15 protein-coding genes are annotated in these 11879 nt (G+C 69.8%); 10 read left to right on the forward strand and 5 right to left on the reverse strand.

The window, feature by feature from the left end; translation table 11 throughout:
• The first annotated feature begins 13 nt into the window (after positions 1 to 13).
• The 4 genes from ATK30_RS22720 to ATK30_RS22735 all read left to right on the forward strand — a co-directional run bounded on the left by ATK30_RS22720 (position 14) and on the right by ATK30_RS22735 (position 3272).
• Positions 14 to 193 (forward strand): hypothetical protein, encoded by a 180-nt coding sequence (locus ATK30_RS22720; RefSeq protein WP_037361511.1) that lies wholly within the window; start codon positions 14 to 16, stop codon positions 191 to 193.
• Between the two features lie 147 nt (positions 194 to 340).
• Entirely contained in the window at positions 341 to 1735 is a 1395-nt protein-coding gene (locus ATK30_RS22725) for an NAD-dependent malic enzyme (protein WP_101437324.1), read from the forward strand.
• Between the two features lie 101 nt (positions 1736 to 1836).
• A complete protein-coding gene (gene moaC / locus ATK30_RS22730; RefSeq protein WP_101437325.1) occupies positions 1837 to 2307 on the forward strand; it encodes a cyclic pyranopterin monophosphate synthase MoaC in 471 nt (156 codons plus the stop codon).
• Complete coding sequence (locus tag ATK30_RS22735) at positions 2304 to 3272, forward strand: molybdenum cofactor biosynthesis protein MoaE (RefSeq protein ID WP_416332767.1); 969 nt, start codon at positions 2304 to 2306, stop codon at positions 3270 to 3272. Before moaC ends, ATK30_RS22735 begins: the two co-directional genes overlap by 4 nt.
• A gap of 139 nt (positions 3273 to 3411) precedes the next feature.
• On the opposite strand, the gene ATK30_RS22740 is transcribed toward ATK30_RS22735, so the two are convergent.
• The 3 genes from ATK30_RS22740 to moaA form a co-directional block, all read right to left on the reverse strand.
• Entirely contained in the window at positions 3412 to 4029 is a 618-nt protein-coding gene (locus ATK30_RS22740; RefSeq protein ID WP_101437326.1) for a LysM peptidoglycan-binding domain-containing protein, read from the reverse strand.
• A gap of 663 nt (positions 4030 to 4692) precedes the next feature.
• Complete coding sequence (locus tag ATK30_RS22745; protein WP_101437327.1) at positions 4693 to 4974, reverse strand: MoaD/ThiS family protein; 282 nt, start codon at positions 4972 to 4974, stop codon at positions 4693 to 4695.
• Positions 4975 to 4978: 4 nt separating this feature from the next.
• Positions 4979 to 6043, reverse strand: coding sequence for a GTP 3',8-cyclase MoaA (gene moaA, locus ATK30_RS22750; RefSeq protein ID WP_101437328.1), 1065 nt, complete (start codon positions 6041 to 6043; stop codon positions 4979 to 4981).
• Positions 6044 to 6129: 86 nt separating this feature from the next.
• Here moaA and ATK30_RS22755 point away from each other — a divergent pair, with 86 nt between their 5' ends.
• From ATK30_RS22755 to ATK30_RS22775, 5 genes are read left to right on the forward strand one after another with little or no spacing between them, the layout of a single operon-like run.
• Positions 6130 to 6588: a MarR family winged helix-turn-helix transcriptional regulator gene (locus tag ATK30_RS22755; RefSeq protein WP_244194697.1), complete on the forward strand. Its 459-nt coding sequence runs from the start codon at positions 6130 to 6132 to the stop codon at positions 6586 to 6588.
• A 33-nt stretch (positions 6589 to 6621) separates the two neighbouring features.
• Complete coding sequence (locus tag ATK30_RS22760) at positions 6622 to 7026, forward strand: TOBE domain-containing protein (RefSeq protein WP_101437330.1); 405 nt, start codon at positions 6622 to 6624, stop codon at positions 7024 to 7026.
• Complete coding sequence (gene modA, locus ATK30_RS22765; protein ID WP_101437331.1) at positions 7023 to 7835, forward strand: molybdate ABC transporter substrate-binding protein; 813 nt, start codon at positions 7023 to 7025, stop codon at positions 7833 to 7835. Before ATK30_RS22760 ends, modA begins: the two co-directional genes overlap by 4 nt.
• A 40-nt stretch (positions 7836 to 7875) precedes the next feature.
• Positions 7876 to 8652 carry an ABC transporter permease gene (locus ATK30_RS22770; protein WP_101437332.1) on the forward strand — a complete coding sequence of 259 codons (777 nt, stop codon included), beginning with the start codon at positions 7876 to 7878 and terminating at the stop codon, positions 8650 to 8652.
• Positions 8649 to 9728: a sulfate/molybdate ABC transporter ATP-binding protein gene (locus ATK30_RS22775; RefSeq protein WP_101437333.1), complete on the forward strand. Its 1080-nt coding sequence runs from the start codon at positions 8649 to 8651 to the stop codon at positions 9726 to 9728. The genes ATK30_RS22770 and ATK30_RS22775 overlap by 4 nt, the downstream gene beginning before the upstream one ends.
• Positions 9729 to 9799: 71 nt before the next feature.
• Here ATK30_RS22775 and ATK30_RS47745 read toward each other — a convergent pair whose 3' ends face one another.
• Positions 9800 to 9982 (reverse strand): multicopper oxidase domain-containing protein, encoded by a 183-nt coding sequence (locus ATK30_RS47745; RefSeq protein ID WP_244194698.1) that lies wholly within the window; start codon positions 9980 to 9982, stop codon positions 9800 to 9802.
• A 198-nt stretch (positions 9983 to 10180) separates the two neighbouring features.
• Positions 10181 to 10870 carry a cupredoxin domain-containing protein gene (locus tag ATK30_RS46300; protein ID WP_244194699.1) on the reverse strand — a complete coding sequence of 230 codons (690 nt, stop codon included), beginning with the start codon at positions 10868 to 10870 and terminating at the stop codon, positions 10181 to 10183.
• Between the two features lie 194 nt (positions 10871 to 11064).
• Here ATK30_RS46300 and ATK30_RS22785 point away from each other — a divergent pair, with 194 nt between their 5' ends.
• Positions 11065 to 11859, forward strand: coding sequence for an HAD-IIA family hydrolase (locus ATK30_RS22785; protein ID WP_101437334.1), 795 nt, complete (start codon positions 11065 to 11067; stop codon positions 11857 to 11859).
• Positions 11860 to 11879 lie beyond the last annotated feature (20 nt).

Genomic DNA, 11879 nt, shown 5'->3' on the forward strand with positions numbered 1-11879 from the left:
CTCGGAGGAAGCAGTGGCGAAGGGCGACAAGCAGAGCAAGGGCATCGACCCGACGTGGCCGGGCGAGCCGGGCGAGCACCCGGTCACCGAACTGTCGTCGGACCGGCAGGGAGCGCTTTCGCCGTTCGGCGACCTGACCTTCCCGCTCGAGCAGGTGCCCTACGTGCACCCGGAAACCGAGATCAACCGCTGACCTGCGGACCGCGTTCGGGAGCGCCGTCGCGGCGGCGCCCCCGAACCTGAAGTTACTGGTCAGTCACCCGGTTGGGGTCGGGTGGCGCGGGTCACCGGACTAGATTCGAGCCGTCCGAACCCACACCACCTGCGGGGAGTACGTGTCATGCCGGTTCCCGGTCCCGGGTATTCGATCACCGTCCGGGTCGAGGCCCCGGCTTCGTCCACGGCTGCGGGGGACCTCACCACCGCGGTCGGCCGCGTCGGCGGCGTGCTGACGGCGTTCGACGTCGTCGAATCGCACGCGGACTCGATCGTGGTCGACATCAGCGCCAACGCGCTGTCGGAAAACCACGCGCAGGACATCACGGCGGCACTCGATTCGGTGCCGGGCGTGCAGGTGCGCAAGGTCTCCGACCGGACGTTCCTGATCCACCTCGGCGGCAAGATCGAGGTCAGCCCCAAGGTCGCGCTCCGCAACCGTGACGACCTCTCCCGCGCGTACACGCCGGGTGTCGCCCGGGTGTGCCAGGCGATCGCCGCGAACCCCGAGGACGCGCGCCGGCTGACCATCAAGCGCAACACCGTCGCGGTGCTCACCGACGGCTCCGCCGTGCTCGGCCTCGGCAACATCGGCCCGGCCGCCGCGCTTCCGGTGATGGAGGGCAAGGCGGCGCTGTTCAAGAAGTTCGCCGACGTCGACGCGTGGCCGGTTTGCCTGGACACCCAGGACACCGAAGAGATCATCATGATCGCGAAGGCGCTCGCCCCGGTGTACGCGGGCATCAACCTCGAGGACATCGCCGCGCCGCGCTGCTTCGAGATCGAGAAGCGGCTGCGCGAGCAGCTGGACATCCCGGTCTTCCACGACGACCAGCACGGCACCGCCATCGTCGTGGTCGCCGCGCTGCGCAACGCGCTGCGCGTGGTCGGGAAGAACATCGAGGACTGCAAGATCGTGGTCAGCGGCGTCGGCGCGGCCGGGTCCGCGATCATCCGCTTGCTGCTGCGCAAGAACCCGGGCGACATCGTGGCCGCCGACATCGACGGCATCGTCTACCCCGAGCGCGGCAACCTCGACGACAACCTGACCTGGATCGCCGAGCACACGAACTCCGACCGCAAGTCCGGCACCCTGCACGACGCACTGGTCGGCGCGGACGTCTTCATCGGCGTCTCGGCCCCGAACCTGTTCGGCGCGGAGCAGGTCGCCACGATGAACGACGACGCGGTCGTCTTCGCGCTGGCCAACCCGGATCCGGAGATCGACCCGCTGGAGGCGCAGAAGCACGCCGCGGTCGTCGCCACCGGCCGCAGCGACTTCCCGAACCAGATCAACAACGTCCTGGCGTTCCCGGGCGTCTTCCGCGGCCTGCTCGACGCCGCCGCGCACAACATCGACGACAACATGCTGCTGGCCGCCGCCGACGCGATCGCCGACGTGGTGGACAACGGCAAGCTCAACGCGTCGTTCATCGTGCCGAGCGTGTTCGACAGCGCGGTGGCCCCGGCGGTCGCGGAAGCGGTGCGCAAGGCCGTCCGCGCCGAACGCGCCAGCTGATCCAGCCTCGTTCCGTCCGTGAAGGGCTCCTTGAGGGAATCAGATTCCCTCAAGGAGCCCTTCACGGACTTTGGGCGAAGGTGCGCAGTAGCCTCGCGGGCGTGAGTGAACTCAGCCACGTAGACGAGTCCGGGGCGGCCCGGATGGTCGACGTCTCGGACAAGACGGCGTCGAAGCGCACCGCTTTGGCCGGCGGGACGGTCCACACCACCGAAGAGGTGGTGGGCCTCCTGTCGGCCAACGGCCTGCCCAAGGGCGACGCGCTGGCGACCGCGCGGATCGCCGGGATCATGGGCGCCAAACGCGTGCCCGAGCTGATCCCGCTGTGCCACCAGATCGCGCTTTCCGGGGTCAAGGTGGAGTTCGAACTGGCCGGGACCGCCGTGCACATCAGCGCGACGGCCAAGACCACGGACGTCACCGGGGTCGAGATGGAGGCGCTCACCGCCGTCGCGGTCGCCGGGCTCACGCTGCACGACATGATCAAGGCCGTCGACCCGGCCGCGACGCTCGACAACGTGCGGCTGATCCGCAAGGACGGCGGCAAGACCGGGACCTGGGAGCGGCCATGACCGGGACGAAGACCGCCGACGGACTCTCTCCCGCGGAGGCGGCCATGAACACCGCGCGCGTGATCGTCGCGTCCAACCGCGCCGCACGTGGCGTCTACGAGGACAAGACCGGGCCGGTGCTCGTCGCCTGGCTGGCCGGCCGGGGCTACGACGTGCCGCCGCCAGTCGTCGTCGAGGACGGCGACCCGGTGGGCGTCGCGCTGCGGGCCGCGGTGGCCGACGGCGTCCAGGTGATCCTCACGACCGGCGGCACCGGCATCTCGCCGACCGACCGGACCCCGGACGTCACCCGCGCGGTGCTGGACTACGAGCTGCCCGGCGTCGCGGACGCGATCCGCGCGGCCGGCCTGCCGAAGGTGCCCACCGCGGTGCTGTCGCGCGGCGTGGCCGGAGTCGCGGGCCGGACCCTCGTGGTGAACCTTCCGGGGTCGAGCGGCGGCGTGAAGGACGGTCTGCGGGTTCTGGAGGACATTCTCGAGCACGCGGTGGACCAGCTGGCCGGTGGCGACCATCCGCGCGCGGCCGCGCCGTCCGGCCCGGCGGTCCGGATCCTGCGCGCCGAGGTGAGCGACCAGCCGCTGTCGGTCGAGGAACACGCGCGGCTGGTGGAGGACGACGCGGCGGGCGCGGTGGTCACGTTCTCCGGCGTGGTCCGCGACCACGACGGCGGCAAGGGCGTACGCGATCTGACCTACGAAGGCCACCCCACGGCCCGGGACGTGCTCGCCGAGGTGGTGAACGACCTGGCCGCGCGCTGGAAGGGCGTGCGCGCGGTGGCGGTGAGCCATCGCGTCGGCGCGCTGACGATCGGCGACGTCGCGCTGGCCTGCGCGGTCGCCGCCGAGCACCGCGGCCAGGCGTTCACCGCGTGCGCGGAGCTGGTGGACGAGGTCAAGGCGCGGCTTCCGGTGTGGAAGCACCAGCACTTCACCGACGGCACCGACGAATGGGTCAACTCGCCCTGACCCCCGCGAGCGGCAGGCCGCTCACGAGCCCGGACATGACGAAGGGCCCCACCGCCAGGGGATTGACGCGGTGGGGCCCTTCGGCCGTTCTGTCACAGCAGCGGCTGCGCCGGAACCTGCCTCACGAGGAGGCGGGGATTCACTTGGTGGCGAGCTTCTGGCCGACCACGATGAAGTTCGCGTTCGACACGTACTGCTTGTTCAGCTCCTGCAGCTTCTGGTAGCCGCCCTGAACGTTGTGCTCCGTGGCGATCTTCGAAAGCGTGTCGCCCGCCTTGACGGTGTAGTCACCGTTCGGGTTGGAGTTCGCCACCGCGGCCACGGCCTGGGTGACCTCCTTCTTCGGGGCGATGCTCTTCGGGGTCGCCTTCTTGGTGCTCTTCGGGGTCGAGGTGTGCGCGGAGGCCGAGCTGCCGGCCTTCTTGCTGCACACCGGCCACGCGCCCGGGCCCTGGCCCTGCATCACGCGCTCGGCGACAGCGATCTGCTGCTCACGCGACGCGCCCTGCGGGCTGCCGGTGCCGCCGTAGGCCTTCCAGGTGCTCTGGGTGAACTGGAGGCCGCCGTAGAAGCCGTTGCCAGTGTTGGTGTTCCAGTTGCCGCCGCTCTCGCACTGCGCGATCGCGTCCCAGTTGGTCGCCGACGCGGGGGTCGCGGCGATCGCGAAGGGGGCGCCGACCGCGATACCCGCGACTGCGACACGGGCGATGGTGCGGGTGGCGGCGGACATCTTGCGGTGCTTGCCTCGGTAAGACATCTGAAAACTTCTCGCTTCCTGCGCCTACGAGCACAATGCTGCGGGTCGGGTTGGGAGCCCGTCCGCCCGTTGCCGGGCGGCTGACGCGGACGTCGCACGACGCGCCGTCTTCGTCCCCTCGTCTCTGTCCGGAAATGCTTTCGCTCGGGGTATGGGTCCGGGGATCCGTTGGACAGAGCTGGGCGCTACGGATTCCCGGTGTTGCGTGGTCGGTCGGGGCCAACCGAAAAGCGACGGTACGTAATTCGCGGCGTGATCGGAAATCATTCGGGGTGTGACCTACGTCACAGTAACGGCACGCAACCTGTCTCGATCCGCCTGTTTTCGCAGGTCAGAGCGTCGTTATCTGCCCGTTTTCTTGCCGAGATATTTCACGGATCGTGAGGCTTGGGTCACGTCGATAACGCGTCAAGGGACCATTCGCGGCAGATAAGGGCGGGCACTCTAAACCACTCGTCAACGGTCGGCCACTGACCGCCGAGTGGTTCTTTGAGCTGCGGAAATACGCCGTGAGCGAAACGCTTCGGAGAGTAGGGATAAAGCGTGTTGACCGCTCAGCGCGCCATTGCCGCCATTCGCCGTGGTACGGACCAATCGGCTGGAAACCGCCGCTCCGTCCGTCAGCGCGGCGCTCAGCCGCGTGAACGGCGGCTTGCCAGGCGGTCATCCGCCGGCGAACGGCGGAAGGACGTCCAGATGGGCCCCGTCACTGAGCGCGCGGCCGCGATCGCGGACCGCCATCTCGTTGACCAGGAAGCTCGCCGCGTCGAGAACGCGGGAAAGTTGCCCGGGGTGCAGCTCGCGCAGCACCTGGACGGCATCGGCCACCGTCGCGCCTGCCGCCAGCTCCACCTTCTCCTCCTCGGTGCCCGCCGCGGCCCGCGCCGAGGCGAAGTACCGGACGACGACCGTCACCGGGGAAGAGGACGCCGAGGGAGAGGTCATGGGCTCAACCGCCGATCGCGCTCATCGGCCGGATCGGCTGCGCGAAGCCGGCCTCGTTGATCTCGTGGCCCGCGAGCTTGCGCCACATCGTGGCCCGCCACGCGTCCGCCACCTCCTCATCGCGCGCGCCCGCGCGCACGAGGGAGCGCAGGTCCGTCTCGTCGTTCGAGAAGAGGCAGGAGCGGACCGCGCCGTCCGCGGTCAGCCGGGTGCGCTCGCAGGCGGAGCAGAACGGCCTGGTCACCGACGCGATCACGCCCACGTCGCCCGGTCCTCCGTCGACCAGCCAGCGCTCGGCGGGCGCGCCGCCGCGCGGGGCCGGGAACGGGGAGAGGGTGAAGGCCTCGCCGAGCATCGCGAGGATCTCCTCGGCGGTGATCATGTCGCGGCGGCTCCAGCCGTGCTGCGCGTCCAGCGGCATCTGTTCGATGAACCGCAGGTGGTAGCCCTCTTCGAGGCAGAACCGCAGCAGCGGCACCGCCTCGTGCTCGTTGTACCCGCGCATCAGCACGGAGTTGATCTTGACCGGCGACAGCCCGGCGTCGCGGGCGGCGGCGAGGCCGGCCAGCACGTGCGGCAGCCGGTCGCGGCGGGTCAGCTCGGCGAAGCGCTCGCGGTCGATGGTGTCCAGCGACACGTTGATCCGGTCGAGCCCGGCAGCGACCAGGCCGGGGGCGCGCTTGGCCAGCCCGATCCCGTTGGTGGTCATGGACACCCGGGGGCGAGGGTCGAGCGCGGTGATCCGCTCGACGATCTGCTCCAGTCCCGGGCGCAGCAGCGGTTCGCCGCCGGTCAGCCGGATGTCGGTGACGCCGAGCATCTCCACCGCGATCCGCATGAGCCGGACCAGCTCGTCGTCGGTGAGCACCTGCTCGGTCGGCATCCAGTCGAGGCCCTCGGCCGGCATGCAGTACGTGCAGCGCAGATTGCACCGGTCGGTGAGGGAGACCCGCAGGTCGGTCGCGACGCGGCCGAAGGAGTCGACAAGACCGGGGTGCTCGGGCCGGGGCGTGCCGGAAGGGCCTCGGTTGCCGGGGACACGAGGAAACCCGAGATGTACTGCTGTCATTAGGCTCAGGATAGCTTGCGACGTCGGAAAAGGCAGTCTTGCGAAAAACCTGGAAACCACCCTCGGTTCCGATGTGGAGGCACTCGGTGAGCACCGCTGAGACGAATAGTGAGCTGACTCACCTCGCCGCACTGGCGGCGCGGCTGCGCACGCATCTCGTCCTCCAGCATGCTCGCGACGCCGCCCTCGAGGGACTCTCGGCGACCGAGTTGCAAGCCCTCGAGCTCGCCGGGCACGCCGCGGATTCCCTTACCCCAGGCCGAATCGGGCAGCTCACCGGCTTGTCGACGGGTGCGGTGACCGGCGTGCTCGACCGGCTGGAGAAGGCCGGTCTGGTGCTCCGCGAACGCGACCGGACCGATCGCCGGAAGGTGCTCGTGACGATCACCGAGGCCGGTTCCGAACGGCTCGACGCGATCTCCGCGCGGGTCGCGCGGCGCCTTGCCGGGGTGCTCGGAGAGTTCACTTCCGCAGAACGGAAAGTCCTCGGGCGTTATCAGTTCGCAATGCTCGAAGCGTTACGCGAAAATGCGCGCCCCGCATAGCTTTTCCGCATCTGCGGGGATAATGTTCCGGCCATGCCGCAATTTCGGTTGTCCGAGGCCGCTCGGCTGCTCGGCGTCAGCGACGACACCGTCCGCCGGTGGGTTCGCGCGGGTCAGCTGGCCGCGACGGACGACGCCGCCGGCCGCAAGGTCGTCGACGGCGCTCAGCTCGCCGGGTTCGCGCGGGCGCAAGCCAGCGAGCCGGACGACCCGTCGGCGGTCGGCCGCTCCGCCCGCAACCGCTTCGTCGGGCTCGTCACCGAGGTCGTCGCCGACAAGGTGATGGCGCAGGTCGAACTGCAGTGCGGGGCGCACCGAGTGGTGTCACTGATGAGCACCGAGGCGGTCCGCGAACTCGGGCTGCGCCCGGGCGTGCTCGCGGTCGCCGTGGTCAAGGCGACCACCGTCGTGGTGGAAACCCCGGAAGGATCCAGATGAAGAAGCTCGCCCTCGCCGTCGCTGGAACCGCGGCGATCGCGTCGTTCGCCAGTGCCTGCAGCTCCGGCGATCAGCCCAGCTCCAACTCGGGCGCGGGTTCCGCGTCCGCACCCGCCCCGGCGGCCGGCGCGAGCGGCACGCTGACCGTGTACGCCGCGGCGTCGCTCACCGAATCGTTCAACGCGCTGGGCAAGCAGTTCGAGGCCGCGCACCCGGGCGTCAAGGTCACCTTCGACTACGAGGGCTCGTCCGCGCTCGTGCAGAAACTGGACAACGGGGCCAAAGCCGACGTGTTCGCCTCGGCGGACCAGAAGAACATGGACAAGGCCGTGCAGGACGGGGTCATCGACGGCCAGCCGACGGTGTTCGCCACCAACAAGCTCGCGATCGCCGTGGCCAAGGGGAACCCGAAGGGCATCAAGACCTTCGCTGACCTGACCAAGCCCGGCCTGAACGTGGTCGTGTGCGCGCAGCAGGTGCCGTGCGGTTCGGCCACGCAGAAGGTCGAGCAGAGCACCGGCAAGGCGCTCAAGCCGGTGAGCGAGGAGACGAACGTCAAGCAGGTGCTGGCCAAGGTCCAGTCGGGCGACGCCGACGCCGGCCTGGTGTACGTCACCGACGCGACGTCGGCGGCGGGCAAAGTGGACAAGGTCGACTTCCCGGAGTCCTCGGGTGCGGTGAACCAGTATCCGATCGCGGTCGTCAAGAACGCTCCGCAGGCGGCGCTGGCGAAGGAGTTCACCGACTTCATCCTCGGGGCGCAGGGCAAGGCCGAACTGGCCAAGATCGGCTTTGGTCCTGGCAAGTAAGGCGGGCGCGGCGGCCGAAACCCGGCCGCCGCACGCCCGGGTGCCGTTGCTCCTCTGGTTCCCCGCCGTGGCGGCGCTGGCGCTCGTGGTGCTGCCGGTCGTCGGTCTCCTGGTGCGGTCCGATCTCACCCGGCTGCCGTCGCTGCTGGTCACGACCTCGTCGCTGAACGCGCTCCGGCTGTCCCTGGTGACTGCCGCGCTGTCCACAGTGGCCTGTGTGGTGCTCGGCGTTCCGCTGGCGGTCGTGCTGGCCCGCTCCCGGGTGCCGGGCGTGCGGATGCTGCGTTCGATCGTGCTGCTGCCGCTCGTGCTGCCGCCCGTGGTCGGCGGCCTGGCCCTGCTGTACCTGTTGGGGCGCAAGGGTTTCCTCGGTATTCTGATCAACTGGCTGACCGGCGAGCAGGTGCCGTTCACGACGGCCGCGGTGGTCATCGCGCAGACGTTCGTGGCGATGCCCTTCCTCGTGGTCAGCCTGGAAGGTGCGCTGCGCGGCTCCGGCGACCGCTACGAGCAGGTCGCTTCGACGCTCGGCGCGCGTCCGTGGACGGTGTTCCGGCGCGTGACGCTGCCGTTGCTGCTGCCCGCGCTGGGTTCCGGTGTGGTGCTGAGCTTCGCCCGCGCGCTGGGGGAGTTCGGCGCGACCATCACGTTCGCGGGCAGTCTGGAAGGCGTGACCCGGACGCTGCCGCTCGAGGTCTACACACAGGCCGAAGTGGACATCGACAGCGCGGTCGCGCTCGCGCTGCTGCTGATCGTGGTCGCGATTCTCGTCATCGCGGTCGCGCGGCCGCGGTCGTGGGAAGGCGGTCTGCGTTGACCCTCTCCGCGCGGCTCGCGCTGACCCGCGGCGAGTTCTCGCTCGACGTCGAGTTCACTGTGCCGGGCGGCACCGTTCTCGCGCTGCTCGGTCCCAACGGCTCCGGGAAGTCCACTGTGCTTGGCAGCCTCGCCGGTCTGCTGTCGGTGACTTCGGCAGACGTCACGCTCGCCGACCGGCGGCTGGCCGGCAACGGGGTCGACTTGCCGCCGCACGAACGGCGGATCGGTTTGCTGTCCCAGGACGCATTGCTGTTCCCGCATCTGTCCGCAATGGACAACGTCGCGTTCTCGCCGCGCTCGACCGGGACCAGCCGCGCGGAGGCGCGGGCGATCGCCTCGCGGTGGCTGGCCGAAGTGGACGCGGCGGAGTTCGCGAACCGCCGGCCGAGCCAGCTGTCCGGCGGGCAGCAGCAGCGGGTGGCGATCGCGCGGGCGCTGGCGTCCGCGCCGGATCTGCTGCTGCTGGACGAGCCGTTCGCCGCGCTCGACGTGGACTCGGCACCGGCGATCCGCGGCTTGCTGCGCCGAGTGCTGCGCGACGGCCCGACGACGGTGCTGGTCACGCACGACCCGCTGGACGCGTTGGCGTTGGCTGATCATGTCGCGGTGATGAACGGCGGCCGGATCGTCGAACGCGGCCCGACCCGGGAGGTGCTGGCCGCGCCGCGGACGCCATTCACCGCGCGGATCGCCGGGCTGAACCTGGTGTCCGGAGTGGCGGTGGAGGACGGATTGCGCACGCCGCCGGGGGAAGTGGTGACGGGGTTGCTGACGCCCGACACCGTGGTGGGCGAGGCGGCGGTCGCGGTGTTCGCGCCGAACGCGGTCGCGGTTTATCCGCACGACGGCGAGCACCACGGCAGCCCGCGCAACACCATCGACGCAGTCGTCGCGGCACTGGAACCGCACGGGCCGGTGATCCGCGTCCGCACCGAGGGCGGCGGCTGGGCACACGGCCTGACCGCCGACCTCACCCCGGCCGCCGTCGCCGAACTCGCACTGGAGCCCGGCTCGGCGGTGACGCTGTCGGTGAAGGCCGCGACCGTGGCGGTGCATCCGGCCGCGGCCTCCTGATCCGAGCGCCGCACAGTGGCGTTGGTGGGGCTGGACGCGCCGAATACCGCATGGGGACGGAAGAGCCCCGGTCAGCCGCCGTGGTGGTGGCCGCCTCCCGGGTGGACGCGGAACTTCGCCACCTCGGGCGGGTGCACCACGAACGGCCGCATCATGCCCTCGTCCTCGTGGCCGAGGATGTGGCAGTGGTACCTGAACTCGCCGGTGCCGCCGCTGAACTGGCCGGCGACGCTCACCCACTGGCCCGGGTCCACGATGATCGTGTCCTTCCAGCCCTCCTCGTACTTCTCCAGCGGAAGGCCCCCTTGCCGCCCGGATCGGCGTCGACCTGTTCGAGGTCCCGCATCTCCGGGTGCCCGCTCGCGTTGAGCAGGAGCGCGACCCAGACGTGGTCATGGTCTTCCGGCAGCGTCGAACCGTGCTTGATCCGGACGTAGGACGTCGAGAGCTTCTCAGGCAGCTCGAACGCCGCCCAGGCGCGGATCGGCGTTGCGCAGCTTGAGTTTCTGCCCCCGGAACCGGCTGAAGTCGATCAGCACGTCGAACCGTTCGGCGGGCGCGACGGTCAGGCCGCCGGGCGGCAGCGGCGCCGGAGCGGGCAGCAATCCGCTGTCGGTGCCGATCAGGCGAACGGGATCATCGGCCCGTTCGGCACATACGGGAAACTTGTCCAGCAGCTGCCCGGTGAGCCGTCCGGTCGCCGGGTCGGTGTCGAGATTGCGGTCGGTCAGGATCAGCGGCAGTTCGCGATCGCCGCCGGGCAGGTCCGCGACGCCGTCGGCGATCGAGTAGCCGGGCCGGTCGAGCTCGCGGCCGGGGCGGCTGGTCGGCCCGTCGGCCACCGGTCCCCGCACGGCGACCAACGGGAATTTTCCTTCTATTTCATTCGACCACGAAATCGGCAGTTGTTTGCCGCTGCGCACGTCGATTGTCGGCCCGGGAAATGTCCGGCATAGGTCCGCGAGATGCTCGGCGGCAATTGCGAGTGCCTTCGCCGCCATCGGAATGGTGATCATGTCCTGGCTCGACCACGGCGGCCGCAGCACCGGCGGAACCGGCAGCGGGTCAAGGAACTTCGTCAGCCCCCGGTTCGGACCGGCGATCGGGCTCGCGACGGCAGGACGGTCGGCGATTTCTGTCATCAGGTTGTTCCCCCTTCAATGCGAGGGGCGGGAAGAATTGCGCAACGGCGAATACGCCGGTGTTTACGGAAAAGATTCCCCCGAACCCCCTCGGTGACCGGCGGCGCGACTCCCCTCGCGTTACCGGAAATTTCCACTGTAGTCGTTTTCGTCGTATGCCGCAGGCGTCTCGCGCGCGTGATAGGTTTTCGCGCATGAGCGAAGGCCGGTGGACATATCTCTCCGACATGGACGGTGTGCTGGTCAGGGAGGAACATCTCGTCCCGAGGGCGGACGAGTTCCTCGACGAACTGCGAAGCAACGAGATCGATTTCCTGGTGCTCACCAATAACTCGATCTACACCCCGCGCGACCTGCGCGCGCGGCTGCTGCGCACCGGATTGGACATCCCCGAGGAATCGATCTGGACCTCCGCGCTGGCGACCGCGAAGTTCCTCGCGTCGCAGCGGCCCAACGGCTCGGCGTTCGTGATCGGCGAGGCCGGGCTCACCACGGCATTGCACGAGGTCGGCTACGTGCTGACCGAACGCGATCCGGACTACGTCGTGCTCGGTGAGACCCGCACGTACAGCTTCAGCGCGATCACGCGCGCGATCCGGCTGATCGAGGGCGGCGCGAAGTTCATCGCGACCAACCCGGACGCGACCGGCCCGAGCGTCGAGGGCTCGATGCCGGCCACCGGGTCCGTCGCGGCGCTGATCGAGCGGGCCACCGGCCGCTCGCCGTACTACGTCGGCAAGCCGAACCCGCTGATGATGCGGTCCGCGCTGCGCCGGCTGGGCGCGCATTCGGAGTCGACGCTCATGATCGGCGACCGGATGGACACCGACGTGCACTCCGGGATCGAGGCCGGACTGCAGACCATCCTGGTGCTCACCGGCATCTCGAACGAGGAGTCGGTGGAGAGCTACCCCTACCGGCCGACGAAGGTGATCGGCTCGGTCGCCGACCTGATCGGGCGAACGCTCGACCCGTTCGGCGAAGGCTGACCGCCCACCGCCCGGGAACA

It is taken from the genome of Amycolatopsis echigonensis, from assembly GCF_002846615.1.
Taxonomy (GTDB): Bacteria; Actinomycetota; Actinomycetes; order Mycobacteriales; family Pseudonocardiaceae; genus Amycolatopsis; species Amycolatopsis echigonensis.

Excerpts from the sequence above, each read along its gene's own strand:
- ATK30_RS46300 (WP_244194699.1), bottom strand. The coding sequence starts at position 10,870 with ATGACAGAAATCGCCGACCGTCCTGCCGTCGCGAGCCCGATCGCCGGT.
- ATK30_RS22735 (WP_416332767.1), top strand. The coding sequence starts at position 2,304 with ATGACCGGGACGAAGACCGCCGACGGACTCTCTCCCGCGGAGGCGGCC.
- ATK30_RS22725 (WP_101437324.1), top strand. The coding sequence starts at position 341 with ATGCCGGTTCCCGGTCCCGGGTATTCGATCACCGTCCGGGTCGAGGCC.
- ATK30_RS22740 (WP_101437326.1), bottom strand. The coding sequence starts at position 4,029 with ATGTCTTACCGAGGCAAGCACCGCAAGATGTCCGCCGCCACCCGCACC.
- modA (WP_101437331.1), top strand. The coding sequence starts at position 7,023 with ATGAAGAAGCTCGCCCTCGCCGTCGCTGGAACCGCGGCGATCGCGTCG.
- ATK30_RS22745 (WP_101437327.1), bottom strand. The coding sequence starts at position 4,974 with ATGACCTCTCCCTCGGCGTCCTCTTCCCCGGTGACGGTCGTCGTCCGG.
- ATK30_RS22760 (WP_101437330.1), top strand. The coding sequence starts at position 6,622 with ATGCCGCAATTTCGGTTGTCCGAGGCCGCTCGGCTGCTCGGCGTCAGC.
- moaA (WP_101437328.1), bottom strand. The coding sequence starts at position 6,043 with ATGACAGCAGTACATCTCGGGTTTCCTCGTGTCCCCGGCAACCGAGGC.
- ATK30_RS22785 (WP_101437334.1), top strand. The coding sequence starts at position 11,065 with ATGAGCGAAGGCCGGTGGACATATCTCTCCGACATGGACGGTGTGCTG.